The organism is Planctomycetaceae bacterium (assembly GCA_039680605.1).
Classification (GTDB): Bacteria; Planctomycetota; Phycisphaerae; order SM23-33; family SM23-33; genus JAJFUU01.
Map to the genome: position 1 here is coordinate 1 of JBDKTA010000054.1, position 21,182 is coordinate 21,182.

Here is a 21,182-nt window from a genome sequence, read left to right on the forward strand (position 1 = left end):
TTGAATACATCGAAGTGTTTTACAATCGTAAACGGCTACACAGTTCGATAGGCTATGTCAGCCCCGAAGCGTTCGAGGCGGGCCTGAATTGATACTTCGGCGCGCCCACCATTCGTGGGGAAGCCCACACAGTGACCTTGAGGCAAGATCACGTGTGTGTTTTGATGCCATGTCCGCATTTGTGGCGCCGGGGCTCGGGGCTGATTATACTCTTGATGTTCACGGTGAACTTCGACCTTTGCAGGGCACTGACCTTAAAACGGATATCCTGATTAAGGTCGTTGTATATGACTCAAAAGGCCGGGTCATGGGACAGGACGATCAGGAAATAACCTCGTCGGACTTCTATGGATTTGAAGTCTTTGCGATATCGGTGTTCCACCTGCCCTCTAACGAGATTTCCAAGATTGCCATAATCCCAAAGAAGTCCAGTTCAACCTGAGCTTGGTATGAATCGCTATTCTTGTCCTTTACAGCTTCGTTCACTTACTATTCGTGGCATTGGCTCATATATTCATGGTGCTCGGGTATCCGGGGGTATCCGGGGACACCATGTGTATCCGGGGACATCCATGAGCAAGTCTGTGTCAAGACTCTAGCGGGCGGGAACGTGGGGCAGTCACGTATTAGTGCTCCACAGAAACGGGGCGGCTCTGCTCTTTGTTCGGCGCTTGGGGGTGCGGCCGGGGGCTATTGTCGGGCGCCCCTGCCGGGGCGGAGAGGGCCCCCTGGAGTGCGGCGGCAGCGACGCCGCCTTGGCTGTTGTTGGCTGGTAATACCCCGTCGAGGCACAGACACTCAGGAAAAAGAAGATCGATGTCTTGGCGTTCTCGGCGGTTCTTGCTCCCCGCACGATGGCGTTTTGACCTGCCCGAAAAAACATCCAGGGCGGCGTCGCGGCCGCCGCACTCCAGGGTCGCTTTGCGGCGACGGGGGACGGATGGTGGACAAGGGCGGCTCCGGTTCTTATCTCCATCTTCTCGCTTTTCCCTGTGCCTCCTCTCAATCTCAAAAGGAAAGGGGACAGGCTATTTTGACGGGTTGGTCTTTGGATGTAGTTCCTTTATTCAGGGGCAGACTCGGGGGCGGAGGGTGTGATCCAGGCCCAGCGCTGCGGCCGTCCGCTTGGCGAGCATGGTCTGGCACGACACCGCCTCGAGCCCGGTTTGTTGCCCGCGCCGTTTGAGCGGAGCGCGCGGAGTGGAATGTCTACTATTAAGGTCTGCGCATACCACAATTGGACGGGCTTCCCGCGAAACGGCTGTGAAAAGTACAACAAAGTGCAAGGAAGTGGAATTGTGGTATAGGCCGTACCGCTGTCGGGGCGGTCTGCTGCCCCGGCCATGCCACAAGGCGGGGAGCATGGGCGAGACGCCCATGCCACAAAGCGGGAGCATGGGCGGGTCCTTCGGCAGGCTCAGGATGACCTCCGGTGGTAATGGGTTGAATTGATCGGCGCAGGGGCACTAAAATCCATCGGGAGCTTCTTATGGCTGATGAACAGACGGCAGTGGCGCAGAACCAGCAGCGGATCATCCGCTTTTTCGGCACGGTGCAAGGGGTGGGCTTTCGCTGGCTGGCGTGCCGCGTGGCCAAGTCGTATGACATTCGCGGGTACGTTCGCAACTGCCCCGACGGAACGGTCGAGTGCGTGGCCGAGGGTCCGGCTGACCAGATCGACGGCTTCATCGGCGACCTGAAGGAACGCATGTCCGGGTACATCCGCAAGGTCCAGCAGCAGACCGCCCCGGCGGCTGGCACGTTCGACAGCTTCACGGTGCGGTACTAGCAGGTCGCGTCGCGGCGGGTTGCGTGTCGGCCGCTCTGGCGTGGTAGATGTTGCTCTTGAGAATGCTGCGTCCGTCGAGGTGCGGCGGGATGGGTCGCCCCAGCAGTTCCAGGACGGTCGGCACGATATCGGTGGACCGGACCGTCGAGACGCGCCCATGCGGGATGCCCGGACCGGCGGCCATCACCGGGATGTAGGCCTCGCAGTCGCGCAATCCGCCGTGTCCGGCGTTGAGAACGGTATGGAAGTCCCAGTCGGGTCTGGCGAAGGCCATCACGTCCGCTCGGCGGTTCTCCTCGCGGAAGAACGCCAGCAGCGAGGCGATAAAGGCCGGAAAGGGCGTATGCTCGGTGGCGTCGAGCCACTGCCTCGGGGCAGCGGGCTTGCCCGCCAGCAGTTCGGCGGGCACCGTGCCTTCCCACTCGAAGGGGTCGGTTCCGCTGACGAGGCGATAGGTGACGTCGCCGCCGCGCCCGGCGGGCTGGCTGAACTCTGCCTCCCCCATGCTGCGGCGAACGCGGACACGATTGGGGCCGGCGGAATAGGCGATGGCTTCGACCGCATGCTGGTCCAGCAGCAGCTTGAAGATGTCGATCGTGCCGCCCCGCGCGGCGGGGTAGGCCGCTATCTCAGCGGCGGTGGGGCGCTGCGACCAGTCGTCCCAGTGTGCGAACCGCCCGTTCTTGAAGACGGGCTTTCGCAGCCACAAGCCCAGGTACCGGTCGCCCGTGCGATCCACGACGGCGCTGAAGCGGTCGTAGTATTTCTTGCGGTCGGCGAACGAGGTCTTTTCCCACAGGTACTTTTTGGCCACGTTCAGGTCGGGGTGGTCCTCGATCATCTCCTTGAGCCGGGAGTGGTTGTTGACGGGGCACATGCCGTGATCGCTGACCAGAAGGATCGCCAGTTTGTCCAGCAGGCCGGCCCGCTCGAAATCACCCAGCACCCGCCCGAGTTGAAAGTCCAGTTCCACCAGGCATTGGCGATAGTGGGGACCCTCCAGCCCCTGGCGGTAGGCACAGAAGTCCGGCGTCAGGAGATAGGAGATGGTCAGTGCCGGCCACTGCCCACGCTTACGGGCCAACTCGGCCAGTTCCTTAAAGCGGTACAGCGACACGCGATCGACCAGGTCGTACCACCCGAGGTAGAATGCCACGCCGGCCGACAGCCAGTTCTCGAACCATTTGTCGCTGCCGCGGTTGGCCTGGAAGAAGAGCGAGGCGGTAAACTCATCGTCGAGCATCTCGAAGACGGTCGGGGCGGCGTAGTCGCAGTCGAGCGTGTTCTTCTGTGCCAGCGTCTCGTAATTGCGGTAGACGTACTTGCAGCGGTCGAACCAGTGGTTGCCCGTGACGGTGTGGTGGCCGGGCAGCAGGCCTGTGGCGATGCTGGTGATATTGGCCAGCGTCACCGACGGCACGTGCGCCACCGCCCGCGGCGCATACAGACCGCGATCGACGAAATACTTCTTCAGCGTCGGCAGCTTGCCATCGGCGAGCATCTCCTCGACGATGATCCCGCTGAGACCGTCGACCATGAACACGATGGCGCCGGCAGCTTTCGCCCCCGGTTTGACCGTCACGGCACCGGGCGGCATGGACAAGTCCAGACCGAACGAATCGGCCGGACCGTGCGGGCCCGGAACGCCGCAGCCCTGCCAGAGAGCGGCACTCAGAAGAAGTAGCGACACGCTGGGCAGGAAGGAACATCTTGGCGAATGCATGGCCGGCGTCTCCAAATGCAAACGCCTCTGGATTTCAGAGGCGTCTGGTTTGGAGAATTATATTCGCGAGGGGTGCGGCTATTTGCGGCCGCTGATTTCGTTGGCCTCGGGCAGGAAGTCAGCCGCTTTGAGCGGTTCGTTCCAGCGGATGTCTTTGTACTCGTAGCTGCAGAGCAGTTCGGGGGTCTTCTGCCATCCCCATCCGCGTACGCAAATGGGAACGAGGTGCTCCAGGTCGATAAAGGTTTCGGTCTTGGCGGCGGGATAGTCGTCCTTGGGCGGCAGCAGGCGGATCAGGACGACAGCGTTTCGTCCGGCGACTTCGGCATAACCGCCGAACTGTTCCTTGAGATCGCCGGCGGCCTTGGCCTTGACATAGACTTCCAGCAGGCTCTGAAGGCTTCGTTCGAAGCCGAACTCATCAACGGTCCGCAGGCTGGCGGCGCGGGCGTCTTTGCCTCGGGGATCGACAGCCACCGATCCGCCGGCCAGCGCTCGGGCCAGGGCATTGGTGGGGCGGACGATCATCTTGTTGTCCCACTTCCCCTTGACGTACAGGACGCGGTCGCCCTGACCGGGGTTCTTCGTCCAGGCCATGGCGACGCTGAAGGGGTTCTGCATGAACTTGACGTCTACCGCCTGCACGGGCAGGAGCGTTGCATTAATGCGTTCCTGCTTGATCAGGGTGCAGCGGTAGCTGGAAATGGTCTTCTTGTAGTTTTCGAGGCACTTTTCGAGCAGGGCGATGTGGTCGGTCTGGGCCAGTTTCTTGACATTGATGCTTGTGTTCTTCGGCTCGGCGATCAAGGTCGTTTCGCCGGGAAGGACCGCGACATACTTGTCGGGCTGAAATGCCACCCGCGTGCATTGCACGCAGAACAGCACCGCAAGGAACAACCCTACCCACAGGCGAACGCGGCGATTGCGGGGGGCGAAAAATCCTCGTATGTTCATACCGGCACCTCGCGGTTAAGGTCGACCTTCTCGCAGCGACCGCGCAGCACAAAAGCACCTGTCGGCGCAAAGAGGGCAGACATTTCTCGTGATCGACTCGCGGCCAAGGATTCCATTAGGCCTTTTCGCATACAAACCGGCTTATCCTTTTTGCAGCAACCCCGCTTGCCATCCGCGCGGCCGGCACGGCCGGGCGAATGATTTGGATAAGTATAGGGACTCGCCCTCGCCAGTCAAAGAAAAAAGTAAATTCGTTGGGGCCGCTCTGTCCGATTATTCCGAGTTGCCGCCGGGGCAACAACACGGGGCATGAAGCAACAACGCCGCTCCGTGTTGTCGCTCCTGCACGTACACCGCCTTGACGGGCCTCTTGCCAGCGCGTATAGTCTACCCTCCCACCCCGATAGACCTTCAGAGGATGAGAACGATGAACCTGATCACCGGAGCCACCGGGCTGCTGGGCAGCCACATAGCCGAACAACTGGTCAAGGGCGGCCACAAGGTGCGGGTCCTTGTTCGCCGCGGCAGCGACACGGCGTTCCTGGACAGCCTGGGCGTCGAGAAGGCCGTCGGCGACGTGACCGATCCGGCCAGCATCGCTACGGCCATGCAGGGCATCGACGTGGTCTACCATTCCGCCGCCAAGGTCGGCGACTGGGGCCCCTGGAGCGACTTCGTCAACATCACCATCGAGGGGACGCGCAACATGCTCGATGCCGCCAAGGCCGCCAAGGTCAAGCGGTTCCTGCACGTCTCGAGCATCTCGGCGTACGGGCACCTCAACGGCGAGGGGCTGGTCGTCGACGAGAGCTACCCGCTGGGCGCCAACCTGTACAAGTGGGCGTACTACAGCCGCTCCAAGGCCACCGCCGAGGCGATGGCGTGGGAATACTTCAAGCGAGGCGACGTTCCGCTGACGGTGGTCAAGCCCAGTTGGCTGTACGGCCCGCGCGACCGCGCGTCGATGCCGCGGTTGATCCGCGCCATCCGCAACCGCAAGATCAAGCTCTTCGGCGGCGGCGACAATCTGTTCAACCTCACTTACGCCGGCAACGAGGCCCATGGGTGCATCCTGGCGGCCACCGCCGACAAAGCCCTGGGGCAGATGTACAACCTCTCCAGCGACGGGGCGATCACGCAAGGTCAGTTCATCAACCGCATCGCCCAATGCCTGGGTGTGGCGCCGGTGACGCGGTCGGTGCCGTACGGCGTGGCCAAGGGCGCCGCGTTCCTGATGGAATGCGTCGGTCACCTGACCGCCAGTGAGAAACCGCCCCTGCTGACCCGCTACGGGCTGTGGTTGATGGGCCGGCGATGCTTCTTCTCCCCCGAAAAGGCCCGCCGCGAATTGGGATGGCAGCCGACCGTCAGCTACGACGAAGGAATTCCGCTGTCAGTAGCCTGGTGCCTGGAGAACGTGATGGGGGAGAAGAAATAGCTTTCAGCGGTCAACTCTCGGGTTGCATGGCGACACGCGCGGCGGGTCGCCATGGGCGCAACGGGTCGGCGGCAAGAAACGCGCGGGGCAAGTCCCGCCGCTAACGGTTCAGCGGCGGCAGTTGAGACCGGTGGAAGACCGCTAATAGCTGATAGCTGTCAACTGCTTTCACAGGCACTTGCTGATTTCTTTCAGGAGCAAGTCCATGTCCAGGGGCTTTTCGAGGCAAACCTCCGCGCCACAGTCGGTGATCTGCTGGACGTTTTCCTCGCTGGGATAGGCCGTCATCGCGATCACGCGCGCGTGTCGCGTCTGGTCGTTGGACTTGATGATCCGGCACACGTCATAGCCGTCGACGCCGGGCATCTTCAGGTCCAGCAGCACCACCTCAGGCGCCAGCGTAGCGACCAACTGCCCCGCACGGAACCCGTCGTTGGCCTCAATGACCTCGAACTCCTGGAAGGCTTCCTTAATGGTCCCGGCCAGCAGTTGCGTGATTGCCGGTTCGTCGTCGACGATCAGGACGCGGCAGGGCCGCGCCTGAGCTTCCGCCGGAACGGGCATCCCATGCTGGCGGCAGAAATGAATCAAATCGTCCACGACCACCCGCCGATGCCCGCCGGGCGTACGGTATGCTTTGAGCAGACCCTGATCGATCCAATTGGCCACCGACCCGGGGTCCACATGAAGCATCTGCGCTATCGCGAACGTCGACAAATTTTTAGCCATTGCCGCCTGCCTCAAGCCTCGCTGGGGGGCTCTTATCGCCGAAAACAAGCCACTAAATCATGATAGGCAGCATGTGTCGGAAAAATGCCGCCAAGAAATATCGAGAAGGCATGAAAAAAAAGCCAAACTTACTCGCCCCCCTCGGAATACACCCTCGGATTTTTGCAGGAAGTTCAACGAGAAACATTGACAACCGGCATTCGCAGCCGATATCATAAACAGGCGTCTGTTTCTTTGGCAAGAGTTAAAATGATGCTCCTCAGGTATATTTTGAGCATGTTCTTCGCGGCGATGGCTCCCCGCCCCGCCCTCTGCCCTGTCGTGTACACACATCCGCGACTGGTCGCTGTACGATAGGCTGCTGCGGGGATTTGTCGCGCAGCAGCCGTCTTGAGTCCGACTCCCGGATCGTCCCGCGGTCATGATGCAGGAATATGAGGTCGCCGGCCGATCAATCTGATAATATCCAAAAAAAGGTATAGGTAAAATGGCAGAATCAAACGCAAAAGCAACGCCCTCCGCGGGCTACATCGGCGCCTCGGGCGCCCAGATGATCGAGCGCACGCTGCGCGAGGAAGGGGTCGACCTGATCTTCGGATTCCCCGGCGGGGTCGTCCTTCCGCTGTTCGACGTGCTGTACGGCTCGCCCATCAAGTTCGTCCTGACGCGCCACGAACAGGGCGCCACGCACATGGCCGACGGTTACGCCCGCGCCACCGGAAAGCCCGGCGTCGTCATCGTCACCTCCGGTCCCGGCGCGACCAACACCGTCACCGGACTGGCCAACGCGAACATGGACTCCATCCCCATGGTCGTCATCACCGGGCAGGTCAAGAGCACCCTGATCGGAAACGACGCGTTCCAGGAAGCCGACATGACCGGCATCACGCGCCCCATCACCAAGCACAACTTCCTGGTCAAACGCGCCGAAGACCTCGGCCGCGTGCTCCACGAGGCCTTCCACATCGCCCGCACCGGCAGGCCCGGACCGGTGCTGGTCGACGTCCCCGTTGACGCCCTGGTCAACAAACTTGCCGAAGAACCGGACCTGGCCATGCGCCTGCCCGGATACAAACCCCGCTACAGCGGGCACACCGGGCAGATCAAGACCGCCGCCGACGCCATCAACGCAGCCCAGCGCCCCGTCCTGTACGTCGGCGGCGGCGTCGTCATCAGCGGCGCCACGCAGGAACTGCGCGCGGTGATGCACAAGGGCAAGCTGCCGGCCACCACCACGCTGATGGCTCTGGGCAGCGTCGACGAGAGCGACCCTCTGGCCCTGCAGATGCTGGGGATGCACGGGTCGGCCTCGGCCAATTACGCCGTCCAGGAGTGCGACTGCCTGATCGCCGTCGGCTCGCGGTTCGACGACCGTGTCACGGGCAAGCTCGAGACCTTCGCCCCGCACGCCAAGATCATCCACGTCGACATCGACCCGACGTCGATCTCCAAGAACGTCGTCGTCGACATTCCCGTCGTCGGCGACTGCAAGGACATCCTCGCGCGGATGCTCGAACACATCCAGACTCCCGACCGATCGGCCTGGCTGGACAAGATCGCCAACTGGAAGAAGAAGCACCCCTTCAAGTACGACCGCAGCGGCGACGGCAAGATCAAGCCCCAAGCCGTTATCGAGGCCGTCGGCGACCTGACCGACCACGATGCCATCATCGCCACCGGCGTCGGGCAGCACCAGATGTGGGCCGCCCAGTTTTACGGCTGGCGCAAGCCCCGCCAGATCATCACCTCCGGCGGGCTGGGGACGATGGGCTTCGGATGCCCGGCCGCTATCGGCGCGCAGTTCGGGCGTCCGGACGCCGCGGTCATCGACATCGACGGCGACGGCAGCTTCTCGATGACGATGGTCGAGGTCATCACGGCGGTGGCTCACGACCTGCCGGTCAAGTTCGTCGTGCTCGACAACGGATACCTGGGCATGGTTCGCCAGTGGCAGGAGATGTTCTACGGGCGGCGGTACTCGTCCGTGAACCACCCCTGTCCGGATTTCGTCAAGGTCGCCGAAGCCTTCGGCGCCCGCGGGCTGCGGGTCTCGCACCCGGGCGAACTTCGCGACGGCGTCAGCGAAATGCTCAAGAGCCCCGGGCCGACGATCCTGGTCGCCGACGTCGAAGAGGAAGAAAACGTCTACCCCATGGTGGCCTCGGGCAAGAGCCTGCACGAGATGGACCTGGGCAAACTGGCGTAGTGGCACAGGCTTTCCAGCCTGTGGCCTCGGAAATGAAAATAGACTCAGACACAGCCTGGAAAGGCTGTGCCACGGAGAACAGCACATGAAACACGTTATCAGCGCTTTGGTCGAGAACCAGTCGGGCGTCCTGGCGCACGTCGCCGGGATGTTCGCCGCCCGCGGGTTCAATATCGATTCCCTCGTCGTCGGGCGAACAGAAGACAGCAACCTGTCGCGCATGACGATCGTGGTCGTCGGCGACAGCCGCGTCCTCGAACAGGTGCGCAAACAACTGGGCAAGATCGTTCCGGTCGTCAAGGTGCGCGACTTCACCGACGTCGCGTACGTCGAGCGGGACCTGCTGCTGGTCCGCGTCCATACCCCGCCGGAAAAACGCCCCGAGGTGCTCGACCTGGTCACCCTCTTCCGCGGGCGCGTCGTCGACGTCGCCCGCGACAGCGTCATGATCGAGATGGCCGGTCCCGAGGAGAAGCTCGAGGCCTTCATCGACCTGGTGCGCCCCTACGGCATCCGCGAGTTGGCGCGCACCGGCGTGATCGCCATGCAGCGCGGCCAGCAGAAACGCCCCGCCGAAACGCCCGACAACGGCGAGTAGAACACCGTTCGAAGTTCGCATTCGAAGTCGCGGACGCCGTCGTCGGGTGGCATGGCGACACGCGCCAGCGGGTCGCCATGGGCTTCGGCGATCAGGAAAACAACCGCGTCGAGCAAGCTCGACCGCTAACGGAACAAGACGGTCCTGCAAACCGTTAGCGGCGGGGCTTGCCCCGCGCGTTCACGGCGGACTCTGGCCGCTCCGAACTTCGAACTCACGTCCTGAGCGGTTGCAGCACCAGGCTCGAGTCGATGGGCACGGCGCCGGCGGCGACGATGTCTTCCAGCGCCTGCTGGATGTCGCCGCTGTGCAGTTCGATGCCGCGGCAGGCGTCCTGGATCAGGTACGTCGCGAAGTCCATCCGGCAGGCGTCGACGGCCGTGTGCCGCACGGCGTACTCCGTCGCCAGGCCGCAGATGTAAACCTCGCGCACGAGATTGTCGACAAGGTAGTCGGCCAGGCCCGTGGGGTTGCGAAGGTGAACGTCGAAGAAGCTGCTGTGGGCCTCCGTGCGCGCGTCCATGCCTTTGTAGAGCACGTAGTCGACGCGGGCGATGTCCAGGGCGTCGGCCAGTTCGGCCCCGCTGGTGTGCTGCACACAATGTTCCGGAAGGAGGATCTGCCCCACGCCGGCGGCTTCGATCACCTCGCCGGGGCTCTTGCCGGGGTGGCTCGACGCGAAGCTGACATGCCCGCTCGGGTGCCAGGCCTTGGTGGCGATGACCAGGTCGAAGTGGTCCATCAGGCGGTTGATAACCGGGATGATCCTCTCGGCGTTGGGCACGGGCATCGCCCCGCCGCTGAGATAGTCGTTCTGCAACTCTTCGATGATAAGGGCACTCATGGCTCGTCTCCCTCAATTCATCATACGCTCGCCTATGGAGGATGGGCTGTCTCCTCAGTTACGGGGGAATAGTCGCGGCGGAGGCACTAAATGAAGAAGTAATTCGTTGTGAATTACTTCTTCATTTGGGGCCGCATACCCCTGTCCATCGCAAGTATTCATCAAAGCCACACAAGGGCTTTGATAAATACTTGGTGCCTCCGCCGCGACTTTTCCCCCACGCGGGCGGGGGAGAGCCTCTTGCCAGAGCCCGCGCGCCGGGCGAGAATGGCCGCATGATCCCATACCCACTCAAGAGCGTGACACAATCCGCAAGCCTTGCACTAAGCCGCAGCAGCCGCATCGTGCCCTGCACGCCCGCCCTGGCGCCGCTGGCGAAGGTTCTCTCCGGCGAGATCGCCCAGCTCACCGGCCTGCAGTTGGCGGCGGAACATGCAGCCCCGCGCGACGGCGACATCGCCCTGGCTCTCGATGCGACGATGGCGCCCGAGGCCTATGAATTGACCGTGGGCGCCTCGGCCGGCGTCCGGGCCGGGTCATACGCCGCCGCGGCGATGGGAACCGTCACGCTGCTGCAGGCGCTGCGCGGAACGTCGCTGCCGCACATGCAGGTGCAGGACGCGCCGCTGGCGCCGTACCGCGGGCTGCTGATCGACACCGCCCGGCGATGGCACACGCTCGAGACGCTCAAGAAGCTCGTCGTGCTCTGCCGCTGGTACAAGATCAACCACATGCAACTGCACCTGACCGACGACCAGTCGTTCACCTTCCCCAGCCGCGCCTATCCCAGCCTGGCCACGCCGGATCGCCACTACACGCTCGATCAGATCGCCGAACTCGTGACGTTCGCCGGCGACCGCGGCGTGGCCATCCTGCCCGAGCTCGAGATGCCCGGTCACGCGGCCGCCGCGGTAGGAGCCCTGCCCCAGCGCGTTGCCTGCGACCCGCCGACGGGCAACGTCCTGTGCCCCTCGCACGAGCAGACGTACGAGACGATGGACACGCTCATCGGCGAGATGTGCGAGGCTTTCCCGGCCAGCCCGTACTTCCACATCGGCGCCGACGAGGTCAACAAGACCCCGTGGGAAACCTGCACCCGCTGCAAGGCGTTCATGGCCCAGCGCGGCATGGAGAGCACCGAGGAGCTGTACCGCCACTTCATCGTGCGGATGAACGAAATCGTCAAGCGACATGGCAGGCGGATGATCGCCTGGGAAGGCTTCGCCAAGACGGGCAAGATCGCCATCCCCACCGATATCACCGTGATGATCTTCGAGAGCTACTACAATCTTCCGCCGGACGTGCTTGCCGGCGGGTACCCCGTCATCAACGCGAGTTGGCAGCCGCTGTACGTCGTCAACGACCGCAACTGGACCCCCGAGCACATCTACGGCTGGAACATGTACCGCTGGGAGCACTGGTACAAGATCTCGCCGGCGTTTGAAAAGCCCATCCAGGTGCCGCCGACGGACCAGATCGTCGGCGCCCAGATGTGCGCCTGGGAACAGCCCGACGAGCTCGAGCTGCCCAGCCTGCGCCATCGCGTGCCCGCGATGGCCGAGCGCCTCTGGAACCCCCAGGCCGCACGCACCTTCGCCGACTTCGAGTCGCGCCTCAAAGACATCGACGCCAAGCTCGACAAGCTGCTGGCCTAGCGCAGGGTGCCACGCACAACTCCGTTGTGCGTGTCTGCGACCTATCGCGGCGGAACCGGCGAAGCGTTGCGGTGTTTCTTATGATGAGGTTTGCACTGCCGCAATTGTTCTGGTGGTCTGGAATCCCGGACACGCACAACGGAGTTGTGCGTGGCACCCTGGTGCGGCATCGCGCTTAATACACGAACGAGGTAGCAATGCACAAGGCAATCCTGATCGCGGTGGGATGCGTGGTTCTGGCCGGCTCGGTCGCTCGGGCGGACGAAAAGGCCGATTTGTTCGTCTCGCCGGATGGCAAAGATTCCAACGCCGGAACAAAAGACGCGCCGCTGGCGTCGCTGGCGGGGGCGCGGGACGCGGTGCGCAAGATCCGCGCGGGCGCGCCGGACCGCGCCACGCCGATCGTCGTCGAGTTCGCCGCGGGGTTCTACCCGCTCGAGGCCACCGTGCATTTTGTGCCCGCCGATAGCGGCACTGAAAAGTCGCCGACGATCTACCGCGCCGCGGCAGGGGCCAACGTCGTGATCTCCGGCGGGCGGATTCTCACGGGCTTCAAGAACGACTCCAAGGGACGCTGGACGCTGGAGATTCCCGAGGCCAAATGCCCCGAGCGCGACCCGACGGACTCCGAGGCCTGGGACGCGTACCTGGCCAAGACCGAGCTCAAGCAGCCCTCGGCAGGCAAGTGGGAGTTCAGCCAGTTGTTCGTCAACGACCAGCGGCGCTACCGCCCGCGGTTCCCCGAGACGAGCTACCAGCGGGCCAACCCCGGCCCGCCGGATGAGTTCGGGGCCAAGTTCAAGAGCGAAGGGACCAACTCCGTCAGCGGCTGCGGCGGCGATCCGAAATGGCACAACATGTCGGATGTCGAGTTCGTGCTGATGAACGGCTGGAACACCGGGCGCTACCGCGCCAAGAAGATCGAGAATGACACGCTATGGGTGACCGGCCCGGGCTGCGGCGGGGCGTGGTGGAACGGCATCGCCCGTGGACGGCGGTATTATCTTGAGAACATCTTCGACCTGATGAAGGAAGGCAACTTCTACCTCGACCGCAAGATCGGCGTCCTGACCTACCACCCCCGGGCCGGCGAGACGCCCGAGAATTGCACGGTCATCGCCCCCAAGGTCAACCGCCTGCTCGACTTCAAGGGCGACCTTGCGACGGGCAAGTTCGTCGAGCACCTGCAGTTCGTCGGCCTCACGTTCGCCCATGCCAACTGGAACCTGCAGCGCGGGACGCCCAAGGGCGGGCGCGGCTTGCCGCAGGGCGAGTTGGACGTCGACGCGGCGATCAAAGGCTGGGGCTTGCGGCATAGCGTGTTCAAGGGCGTGACGGTGCGGCAGATCGGGCAGTACGCCCTGCGTCTCGACGCCGGGTGCAAGTACAACCGCGTCGAGGACAGCGAGTTCATCGACCTGGGCGGCGGGGGCATCTGGCTGGGCTCGACCCATAACGGCGGCTGGGGCTATCACGACGACCTGCCGCTGGTGGAGAAGGTCAACAAGGAGACCGGCAAGAAGGAGATGGTTCCCGGCGACCTGACGGACGAGCTGGCGGCCTCGCACAATCTTGTGCGCAACTGCCTGGTCGCGCACGTGGGTCGCCTGCATGCCGGAAGCCTGGGCATCTGGCTGGGCCAGACGCACCACACGACGGTGGAGCACTGCGATATTTTCGACGTGTACTACAGCGGCATGAACGTCGGTTGGAACTGGGGCCCGGCGCCCGGGGCCGCCCATGACAACATCATCCAGTACAACCACATTTCGCAGATCGGTCAGGGCGTGCTGGCGGATATGGCCGCGATCTACACGCTGGGCTGGAGCAAGGGTACGGTGATTCGCAACAACGTGCTCAAGGACATCTGGTCGCACCGCAACAACCAGGGCTGCGGGTTCTACAACGACTCGGGCTCGCGGCTGTTTCGCTTCGAGAACAACCTGGTCATCGGCGCCAACGACGGGGCGTATCACAACCACCAGGGCCACGATATCACGCTGGTGAACAACATCTTCGCGCTCAACAACGGCACGATCAAGATGCAGGAGTCCGGACCGTTCACCTTTAACAATAACATCGTGTACTGGAGGCACGGGTACGGCACCAAGGGCGGGGCGCGGGTCGATGCCGCCAACAACCTCTGGTCCGGAAAGGGCGGGTTCCGCGGCGAAAAGAACTCGCTGCAGGGCGCCGACCCGATGTTCGTGGACGCCGCCAAGGGCGACTTCCACCTCAAGCCCGAGTCCCCCGCGTTGAAGCTGGGCTTCAAGCCCTTCGACTACGAAAATGCCGGCCGACTCAAAGGCTTCAAGCGCTGGTCCGACCTGGCCAAACAGCCGCAGGTGATGTACTTCGACACGCGAAGCTGGAAATAGTTTTGCAGCAGTGGTGAGTTGTGGGTTGTGAGTGGTGAGTTAGCGGCGGGGCTTGCCCCGCGCGTTGCAGAGCGAACAACCCGCCACAGTCGAACATGAACCTTCGGTGCCACCCGAAACCATGAAAGTCTCGGGTGGCATGGCGACACGCGCAGCGGGTCGCCATGGGCGTGAGATGAGCATCGTGGCGCCCCACGAAAAACGGAAACGTGTGTCGCCTGCCACCCATCTGCTCGCGTCATTCTCCTGAGGCAGAGACAACAACGCGCGGGTAAGCCCCGCCGCTAACGGTGCAGCACGACGTGCTTGGCGCCGGCGGCTTCGAAGGTGCGCAGGGCGGCGGCGAAGGCGGCGTTTTCCGGCTGTGACAGCGCGGTCTGGAACGTGTCTTCGGTCATCCACCCGACATTGCCGCTGCGGGTCAGATAGGCGCGGCCGTTGCCGTGATTGTCCTTGAGATCGCAGGCGATCATTGCGCGAGGATTTGCCTCGTCCGAGGTCTGGCTGCTCCACTGAAAGAAGTAGCTGCTCAGACCCTCCTGCCATTTCTTGTCGCCGCCGCACCTGAAGGCGCTGGGGGGCAGATATCCCGCATCGACCAGGTCCCAGGGTTTGGCGGGCACGGCATCCTTCGACCGCTCGTATTGGCGCATTGCCCCGCCAATTACCTTGAGGTTCATCTGACACGAAGACTTTTGGGCTTCGCCCAAGGCGCTGCCGATCACGGGAATCAGGATGGCTATCAGCACACCCACCAGCAGAATCGTACTGCCGGAGACGACCGTTGCGGCGATGGCCATGCCCTTGCCGCGTTTCGCGTGGGCGCTGCGCACCCAGGCCACGATCCCCACCACCAGCCCTGCCAGCGAGAACAGCACTCCCGCGCCCCAGAGCACCAGCAGCGGCAGGGCTACCAGCGACAAGATCAGCGCCACGATCGACAGCGCCGGGATCGGAGCGGCGGCGACCGGCGGGGCGCCCCACGGACCGGACATCGGCGGGGGGCTGACGGCCGGCGGCGCTGCTGCGGGCACCGTGACGACCTGTCCGCACTTGGGACAGCGGCCTTGCTTGCCGCCCATGTCGTCAGCGACTTCGATGCTCTGCCCGCACGTGCAGTTGAAGGTGATCATGCTATGACGCTTTCTGAAGAATCGCTATTTCAGCGGAATATTTTTAGCGCCCGAGGCCTCGACGGCGGCCAGGGCGGCAGCGAATGCCGCGTTGTCCGGCTGTTGCAGCATAGTGCGAAATGCGTTTTCCGGAACGAACGTTACGTTGCCGTGGACGGTGAGAACGCAGCGCCCGCCGCTGTGGTGGTCTTGGAGGTCGCATGCGGCCAGGGCGTGGCCACGATACTGATCGAACTTTCGAGCGTCCGGGGCAAGATAGAAATAGCTGCTGCGCCCCAGGGTCCAGGTGGTGTCGCCGCCGCACTTGAAACCGCTTTCGGGCATCAGGCCCGCTTTCACCAAGTCCATCGGGCGCTGAGGCCGGACGGCGTTCTGACGCTCATACTCGCGCAGGGCGCTGCCGAACATCTTCATGTTGCTCAAGCAGGCGGCCTTTCTGGCCTCGCCCAAACTGCTGCCGATGACGGGAACCAGGATCGCCACGACTACCGGCGCGGCCAGCAGTGTCATGCCCGAGAGAATGGTGGCCGCCAGGGCAACACCGATGCTGCGTCCCTTGCGCCCGCTGGTGGCCAGGGCGATGATGCCCAGGACCAGCGCTATTATCGTCAACAACAACCCCACGCCAAAGATGACCGTGAGGATGCCGATGATGGCCAGCACCAGCGCCGTGACAGCCATGCCACCGGCGGGCTTGCCCGCTACCGCCGCGGCGTAAGGCGATGGTGGCGGACTGGCATTGGCGAATGCGTTTTCAGGTTGCTGGTTCTGACTCATGATGTTTCCTTTCCCGTAGCAGAAGGGCGTTTATGCCGTGTTGCCCAAGATGTACCCTCTGCGCTAAGGCCTGTCAATGGAGGGAGGATATGGAATATCCAGCGGGTTGTTGGCTTGGCTTATGGAAACCGCAGCGTCAGCACCCATTTCTCCCATTGCTTCTGGAAGACGGCCATGTCGGGATTGCCCAGAACCGTCTTGAGCGTCTGGTAGCCGGTGGGGTCCTTGGCCGCGTTGGCGGTGAACTCCTGGTAGTACTTCTTGAGCAGGCCCTTCTGCTGGAGGTAGTAGCAGAGGTAGCGGCTTTGTCCGTAGTTGTCGCCGCCGTAGAACGTGCGGCTGTCCATTGCCGTGAGCTTCTCGAACGTCGGCAGGCGTTTGGCGGCGATGGCCTTTTGCAGGTGCGGCAAGCGCCAGTTGGTGTATCCGCAGATGCGTCCGTCCTGCTCGCCGGACTGCTCGTACAGCGAGCCCAGCCCCTCATTGAACCACGCCGGGCAGTCGGCGAAGTTGGCGGCCATGAACGGATGCACGATCTCATGCACCAGCGTGCCGCCGCCGGTGGCGATGTTCATCACCAGCGCGCCGTCGGCGTCGCTGAAGTACCCAAACGGCGTGCTGGGCTTTGATCCGAACAGGGCGGTGGCGTTCTTGTAGTAACTGTCCTCATCCTTGAACAGCCAGATGTCGAGGATCTGCGTTGGGTCGCGCGAAAAGTATTCGGCCTTGAGTTTATCGACCGCCCATTTGACGGTGCTGACGCTGCGGCGGCGGAGAGTCGCGGCGTCCTCGTCGCCAATGACCACGAACGGCGGCTGCAACACGATGGTGAACTTGTCGCTGGGCAGTTTCTTCTTGAGCTTCATGATGTGCTGGGCGTAATCGGCGGCGGTGAAATGTCGCGGCGTCGGGCCCAGGGTGTGCGGCGGCGGCGCGGGGGTGGGCTTGCCCTTGAGGGGCAGGCGGATGAGGGTCCACTTCTCGCTGCTGTACTTCAGCGGCCAGAGCTTCAGCAGCATCGGGCGCTTCATGCGCAGGTACGCTCCGCCGGCCGCGGCGGGCTCGTGGTAGATCACTTCGTCGGCGGCCGCGTCGTAGCCCAGGATCAGGCGGAAGTGCTCGCTGGCGTTGGCGGTGTCGTCGTAGTGCATGCAGATGATGGAGGGCACGCCGGCTCGCAGGTCGCCATGGAGGGCGGCGAACTGGGCGTCGATGTCGGCCGCGGCGCCGGCGGAGACGGTCGCGGCGCCGTCGCCGCATTTGAAGCCGATTCGCTCCAGGGCGGCCATCAGATCCCGCGTGTAGCATCCCCGCCCCAGTTCGGCGGACAGGCCCGAGACGTTGAAGACATAGTCCTGATTGATATCGGGGCGCCCGAGGTGCGCCGCCCACATGGCCGCGCATGCTTCGCCGCAGAAGTCCGGCTTTTGCTGCACGTGGGGCACGCCCGCGATCGCCACCGATTTGAGTTTCGCCGTCGCCCGAGCGGCGGTGGAAGACGGCGCTGCGCCCAGCGACGCTGCCGCAAGGGCCGCCAGCAGGACCGGGATGATAACGGCATTTTGCAGGATCAGTCTCATGGCAGCTTCTCCGCGCCGCTTACGGGCGAGACGCCCGTGCTACTCATGGGCAAGATGCCCATGCTACTCACGGGCGAGACGCCCGTGCTACTGTCGCTTGCGCTTGCTCAAGGCGGCATTTACCTGCGCCAGTTGTTCGGCCGCCGCTCGCGAGATGTGCCCTTCCTGATAGATCTCCAGGTTCAGCGTGACGGCACACCTGCGGCGTCTGGCCTCGGTCAGCATGCGGATCAACTGCGGCGTCTGGTATGCCTGCCCCCCGACGGGAGTGTTGGGCGTGCTGTGGACCCACCCGCCCTTAGTCGCCGGCGTGGTGATGTGCGCCTGCAGGCCTTCCTGTGGACCGTCGGGATATCGCCCGCCGGCCGACAGCGGCAGATGCCCATGCCCGCGGATCAGCTCCGGCGAGAGCATGTCTTCCCAACTCGCCAGGTCGCCCCAGTCGGTGACCTTGGGCATCACCCAGGAGTTCCAGCAGATCAGGCGCTGGGGGTTGCCGGTGCGGGCGGTCGCGGCGAGCTTCTGCCACGGCGGGTTATACGGATAGTAGCAGAACATCGCGTCGTCGAACCACCACCCGGCCAGGCGCCGCCCGTACCGCTTGCCCGCCTCGGCGATGATCTTCATCCAGCTTTTGAAGAACGCGCTCTTGTCGGTCTTGTCGAACCCGGTGAGCGACCACCACGGCCCGTCGTCATGGCCGGGGTGGTAGTACAGCATCAGCCGCGCGCCGCGCTGGGCGAGGGCGTCGGCCAGTTCGCCGATCAGGTCCCGCTTGCAGGTTCGCCCGGGCAGGATTTTGTCGATGGCGGCATTGGGACCGGGCCAGAAGAACCCCGCGTGGCTGGTGGTCCAGATGACGTGCCCCGCGCCGGCGGCGGCGACGGTGTCGGCCACGCGGTCCACGTCCAGGGCGTCGACCGCCTGGGCGTAGGGTAGCGGCCCGCCGTGATGCGGGCAGGTCTGGCTGGTCCAGTGGAACATGAGTCCGTAGCCTGCCTCGGCGAGCCACTGGCAATCGCCGCCGCTCTTGCGGGCCTGCTGGGCGATGCGTTTGGCAACGGCGGGTTTGACGATCTCCAGCGAGAACAGCCGCTGGAGATGCCCCTCGACGGAGCGCAGGCTGATGACGTTCTTTCCGCCGGTCAGCCGCGCTTTGCCCAGCGCCACGCGCTGCCATCGCGGACCGACGTGCGCCCGCAGCGTACACTTGCCCGCGGCGACCTCGATGAGCGGCCGGCTCTTCATGCCCTCGGCCACCACCGCCAGTTCGTACTCGCCCGCCGACGGGACGTTGACGTGCCAGCCGATGATCTCGTTGTGCCCGGTCCACCCGCCCAGCCAACCGCGTTTGGCGATGCCGACGGCGGCCTCGGTCATGGGGCCGAACTTTTCGGCGTCGGCGGCCAGCAGAACCGTTCGATCCGCAGGGGCAATTTTAATCATCGCCAATCTCCATACCGTGGCGCAGACGATTGTCAGTCCAATTCCGCGGGGATTCAATGCAAAAGAAACTGCTGCGCCGCCAGCGGCGCCGTCGGGGTCCCTGGCGCGCAACAGGGAACTTGCGTATATAATCGCCGCCGCAGAAGCAGTCGAAAAATCTGCACCTCCGAAAAAAATTCTCAAAATAGTTCCGCGGCAGTGACATAGGGTTGTCACTGCCATAACCGATGCTATCCGCAGAGTCGCCCGAAGCGAGCGGCCCCGGATAGCCGCATGAAAGGCAGGACGGGGCCATGAGCATCAGTCGGGTACACCGGTTGCTGAAATTGATCACGCTGCTGCAGAGTTCAGCGAGCTTCACGGCCGACGAACTGGCCCGCGAGCTCGAGGTGTCCAAGCGGACGATTTTTCGTGATTTGAACATGCTGGAACTGGCGAACATTCCGTATCACTTCGATCCGCAGCGCGGATACACCATCGGGCGGCACTTCTTTCTGCCCCCGGTGAACCTCACCCTCGGCGAGGCGCTGGCGGTGCTGCTGCTGGCCGGACCGCTGCGATCGGGCAAAGACCTGCCCATGATGGGCAACGCCTCGCGGGCGGCGATGAAGCTCGAAAGCGTCCTGCCCCCGGCCATCCGCCAGCACATCGGCGACAGCATGGCCAACTTCAGCTATGACGCCGGCCCGGTCAGCCGCCACCATGGGCTCGATCAGGACTTCGAGAACCTCTCCAAGGCCATCGCCGAGCGGCGTCTCTGCCGCATCGTCTACATCAGCTTCTTCGAGCGCAAGCAGCTCGAGCTGGAGGTGCAGCCGCTGCGGCTGTCGTTCGTCGCGCGGGCGTGGTACCTCATCGCCTGGTCGGTCTCGCACAAGCAGGTGCGCACGTTCAAGCTCGGGCGCATCCGCAAGCTCACCGTCACGCAACAGACCTTCGTGCCGCCGGATATCGATCTCGACGAGCATTTCGGCCAGGCATGGGCGATGATCCCCGAGGGCCGCCTCTACGACGTGCATGTACACTTCGAGCCCAAGGTGGCCGGCAACGTCGCCGAAGTGCAGTGGCACCCCAGCCAGAAGGCGCAGTTCAACGACGACGGTTCGGCCGACCTGTACTTCCGCGTCGACGGCATCGGCGAGATTTCCTGGTGGGTCATGGGCTACGGCGACCAGGCGCGGGTGGTGGCGCCGCCGGAGTTGCGGCAGCGCGTCGCGCAGATCGCCGGCGCCATGCTCGCCCAGTACCAGCGGGAGGGCCTGCAATGAGACTGCTCATTCAGCGAGTGCTCTGGGCCCGCGTCGAGGTTCTGGGTCGAAACGTCGGCCGCATCGAACAAGGCCTGCTGGTCTACGTCGGCGTGTCCGCCGGCGACGGAGCCCGGGCCGACCAGTGGCTGCCTCTGGCCGACAAGGTCGCCCAACTGCGCATCTTTGAAGACGACGCCGCCAAGATGAACTTAAACGTCCGGGACCGCAGCGGGGGGGCGGTCCTGGTCGTGCCTAACTTCACCCTGTTAGCCGACGCCCGCAAGGGGCGGCGCCCCAGCTTCGATGCGGCCGCTCCCGCCGACGAAGGGCGTCAGGTTTTCGACCGGTTCGTCCAGGCCCTGCAAGCGGCGGGGCTCGAGGTGGCCCAGGGGCAATTCGGAGCCGACATGCTCATCGACAGCGCCGCCGACGGACCGGTGAACGTGATCATCGACAGCCCCAGCCCCGAAGCGGCCGCGCCCTCCGAGGCCGCCCAGCGCGGGGCGGGCGGTCTTTAGTCTGGATATTTCACCGCGGAGAACGCAGAGACCGCAGAGGTTTATGAACGAAAATAGATGGCTCCGCGGTTCATGGTGTTCTTGGGTTAGCGAGCCCCTGGCATGCCAGGTGGGACCGGCAGTTGTTTGGAACTAACGAAGCCGACAACAATACCCGACCCGCC

At 63.7% G+C, this 21,182-nt stretch carries 18 protein-coding genes; 10 read left to right on the top strand and 8 right to left on the bottom strand.

Going from position 1 to position 21,182, the window contains the following annotated elements; translation table 11 throughout:
• The 3 genes from ABFD92_16490 to ABFD92_16500 form a co-directional block, all read left to right on the top strand.
• On the top strand, positions 1-92 hold a 92-nt coding region (locus ABFD92_16490), incomplete at its 5' end, for an IS3 family transposase (protein MEN6506136.1).
• Positions 93-169: 77 nt separating this feature from the next.
• Positions 170-442 carry a hypothetical protein gene (locus tag ABFD92_16495; protein MEN6506137.1) on the top strand — a complete coding sequence of 91 codons (273 nt, stop codon included), beginning with the start codon at positions 170-172 and terminating at the stop codon, positions 440-442.
• A 1,047-nt stretch (positions 443-1,489) separates the two neighbouring features.
• A complete protein-coding gene (locus tag ABFD92_16500) occupies positions 1,490-1,789 on the top strand; it encodes an acylphosphatase (protein MEN6506138.1) in 300 nt (99 codons plus the stop codon).
• Here the strand turns inward: ABFD92_16500 and ABFD92_16505 are convergent.
• Together ABFD92_16505 and ABFD92_16510 are read right to left on the bottom strand one after the other, a co-directional pair.
• The gene (locus tag ABFD92_16505) at positions 1,773-3,386 is read right to left on the bottom strand and encodes an alkaline phosphatase family protein (protein MEN6506139.1); all 1,614 of its coding nucleotides are present in this window, start codon (positions 3,384-3,386) and stop codon (positions 1,773-1,775) included. The two genes, ABFD92_16500 and ABFD92_16505, sit on opposite strands and share 17 nt — an antisense overlap.
• A 204-nt stretch (positions 3,387-3,590) precedes the next feature.
• The gene (locus ABFD92_16510) at positions 3,591-4,466 is read right to left on the bottom strand and encodes a DUF1571 domain-containing protein (GenBank protein ID MEN6506140.1); all 876 of its coding nucleotides are present in this window, start codon (positions 4,464-4,466) and stop codon (positions 3,591-3,593) included.
• Positions 4,467-4,893: 427 nt separating this feature from the next.
• Here ABFD92_16510 and ABFD92_16515 point away from each other — a divergent pair, with 427 nt between their 5' ends.
• On the top strand, positions 4,894-5,904 hold the full coding sequence (locus tag ABFD92_16515) for an NAD-dependent epimerase/dehydratase family protein (GenBank protein ID MEN6506141.1): 1,011 nt from the start codon (positions 4,894-4,896) through the stop codon (positions 5,902-5,904).
• 168 nt (positions 5,905-6,072) lie between these two features.
• Here the strand turns inward: ABFD92_16515 and ABFD92_16520 are convergent, their stop codons facing one another.
• Entirely contained in the window at positions 6,073-6,633 is a 561-nt protein-coding gene (locus ABFD92_16520; GenBank protein MEN6506142.1) for a response regulator, read from the bottom strand.
• A 487-nt stretch (positions 6,634-7,120) separates the two neighbouring features.
• Between ABFD92_16520 and ilvB the strand changes: the two genes are divergently transcribed.
• Both ilvB and ilvN read left to right on the top strand, forming a co-directional pair.
• Positions 7,121-8,839: a biosynthetic-type acetolactate synthase large subunit gene (ilvB, locus tag ABFD92_16525; protein ID MEN6506143.1), complete on the top strand. Its 1,719-nt coding sequence runs from the start codon at positions 7,121-7,123 to the stop codon at positions 8,837-8,839.
• An 85-nt stretch (positions 8,840-8,924) separates the two neighbouring features.
• Positions 8,925-9,437, top strand: a complete 513-nt coding sequence (gene ilvN, locus ABFD92_16530; GenBank protein ID MEN6506144.1) for an acetolactate synthase small subunit — start codon at positions 8,925-8,927, stop codon at positions 9,435-9,437.
• A gap of 214 nt (positions 9,438-9,651) precedes the next feature.
• On the opposite strand, the gene pncA is transcribed toward ilvN, so the two are convergent.
• The gene (pncA, locus tag ABFD92_16535) at positions 9,652-10,281 is read right to left on the bottom strand and encodes a bifunctional nicotinamidase/pyrazinamidase (GenBank protein ID MEN6506145.1); all 630 of its coding nucleotides are present in this window, start codon (positions 10,279-10,281) and stop codon (positions 9,652-9,654) included.
• A gap of 275 nt (positions 10,282-10,556) precedes the next feature.
• Here pncA and ABFD92_16540 point away from each other — a divergent pair, with 275 nt between their 5' ends.
• Together ABFD92_16540 and ABFD92_16545 are read left to right on the top strand one after the other, a co-directional pair.
• Positions 10,557-11,936: a family 20 glycosylhydrolase gene (locus ABFD92_16540; protein MEN6506146.1), complete on the top strand. Its 1,380-nt coding sequence runs from the start codon at positions 10,557-10,559 to the stop codon at positions 11,934-11,936.
• Positions 11,937-12,133: 197 nt separating this feature from the next.
• Positions 12,134-14,314: a right-handed parallel beta-helix repeat-containing protein gene (locus tag ABFD92_16545; protein MEN6506147.1), complete on the top strand. Its 2,181-nt coding sequence runs from the start codon at positions 12,134-12,136 to the stop codon at positions 14,312-14,314.
• Between the two features lie 284 nt (positions 14,315-14,598).
• Here the strand turns inward: ABFD92_16545 and ABFD92_16550 are convergent, their stop codons facing one another.
• From ABFD92_16550 to ABFD92_16565, 4 genes are all read right to left on the bottom strand, one after another.
• Positions 14,599-15,447: a DUF4190 domain-containing protein gene (locus ABFD92_16550; protein ID MEN6506148.1), complete on the bottom strand. Its 849-nt coding sequence runs from the start codon at positions 15,445-15,447 to the stop codon at positions 14,599-14,601.
• A 24-nt stretch (positions 15,448-15,471) separates the two neighbouring features.
• On the bottom strand, positions 15,472-16,224 hold the full coding sequence (locus ABFD92_16555) for a DUF4190 domain-containing protein (protein ID MEN6506149.1): 753 nt from the start codon (positions 16,222-16,224) through the stop codon (positions 15,472-15,474).
• Positions 16,225-16,343: 119 nt separating this feature from the next.
• Positions 16,344-17,804: a papain-like cysteine protease family protein gene (locus tag ABFD92_16560; protein ID MEN6506150.1), complete on the bottom strand. Its 1,461-nt coding sequence runs from the start codon at positions 17,802-17,804 to the stop codon at positions 16,344-16,346.
• 87 nt (positions 17,805-17,891) lie between these two features.
• Positions 17,892-19,250, bottom strand: a complete 1,359-nt coding sequence (locus tag ABFD92_16565; protein ID MEN6506151.1) for an alpha-L-fucosidase — start codon at positions 19,248-19,250, stop codon at positions 17,892-17,894.
• Between the two features lie 293 nt (positions 19,251-19,543).
• On the opposite strand from ABFD92_16565, the gene ABFD92_16570 reads away from it, so the two are divergent.
• Together ABFD92_16570 and dtd are read left to right on the top strand one after the other, a co-directional pair.
• Positions 19,544-20,518: a YafY family protein gene (locus ABFD92_16570; GenBank protein ID MEN6506152.1), complete on the top strand. Its 975-nt coding sequence runs from the start codon at positions 19,544-19,546 to the stop codon at positions 20,516-20,518.
• Entirely contained in the window at positions 20,515-21,018 is a 504-nt protein-coding gene (dtd, locus tag ABFD92_16575) for a D-aminoacyl-tRNA deacylase (GenBank protein ID MEN6506153.1), read from the top strand. Before ABFD92_16570 ends, dtd begins: the two co-directional genes overlap by 4 nt.
• The last annotated feature ends 164 nt before the right edge of the window (positions 21,019-21,182 follow it).

Coding starts and splice junctions, on each gene's coding strand:
- ABFD92_16570 (MEN6506152.1), top strand. CDS start 19,544: ATGAGCATCAGTCGGGTACACCGGTTGCTGAAATTGATCACGCTGCTG.
- ABFD92_16555 (MEN6506149.1), bottom strand. CDS start 16,224: ATGAGTCAGAACCAGCAACCTGAAAACGCATTCGCCAATGCCAGTCCG.
- ABFD92_16500 (MEN6506138.1), top strand. CDS start 1,490: ATGGCTGATGAACAGACGGCAGTGGCGCAGAACCAGCAGCGGATCATC.
- ABFD92_16520 (MEN6506142.1), bottom strand. CDS start 6,633: ATGGCTAAAAATTTGTCGACGTTCGCGATAGCGCAGATGCTTCATGTG.
- ABFD92_16515 (MEN6506141.1), top strand. CDS start 4,894: ATGAACCTGATCACCGGAGCCACCGGGCTGCTGGGCAGCCACATAGCC.
- pncA (MEN6506145.1), bottom strand. CDS start 10,281: ATGAGTGCCCTTATCATCGAAGAGTTGCAGAACGACTATCTCAGCGGC.
- ilvB (MEN6506143.1), top strand. CDS start 7,121: ATGGCAGAATCAAACGCAAAAGCAACGCCCTCCGCGGGCTACATCGGC.
- ABFD92_16495 (MEN6506137.1), top strand. CDS start 170: ATGTCCGCATTTGTGGCGCCGGGGCTCGGGGCTGATTATACTCTTGAT.
- ABFD92_16505 (MEN6506139.1), bottom strand. CDS start 3,386: ATGCCGCCCGGTGCCGTGACGGTCAAACCGGGGGCGAAAGCTGCCGGC.
- dtd (MEN6506153.1), top strand. CDS start 20,515: ATGAGACTGCTCATTCAGCGAGTGCTCTGGGCCCGCGTCGAGGTTCTG.
- ABFD92_16565 (MEN6506151.1), bottom strand. CDS start 19,250: ATGATTAAAATTGCCCCTGCGGATCGAACGGTTCTGCTGGCCGCCGAC.
- ABFD92_16545 (MEN6506147.1), top strand. CDS start 12,134: ATGCACAAGGCAATCCTGATCGCGGTGGGATGCGTGGTTCTGGCCGGC.
- ABFD92_16560 (MEN6506150.1), bottom strand. CDS start 17,804: ATGAGACTGATCCTGCAAAATGCCGTTATCATCCCGGTCCTGCTGGCG.
- ABFD92_16550 (MEN6506148.1), bottom strand. CDS start 15,447: ATGATCACCTTCAACTGCACGTGCGGGCAGAGCATCGAAGTCGCTGAC.
- ABFD92_16510 (MEN6506140.1), bottom strand. CDS start 4,466: ATGAACATACGAGGATTTTTCGCCCCCCGCAATCGCCGCGTTCGCCTG.
- ABFD92_16540 (MEN6506146.1), top strand. CDS start 10,557: ATGATCCCATACCCACTCAAGAGCGTGACACAATCCGCAAGCCTTGCA.
- ilvN (MEN6506144.1), top strand. CDS start 8,925: ATGAAACACGTTATCAGCGCTTTGGTCGAGAACCAGTCGGGCGTCCTG.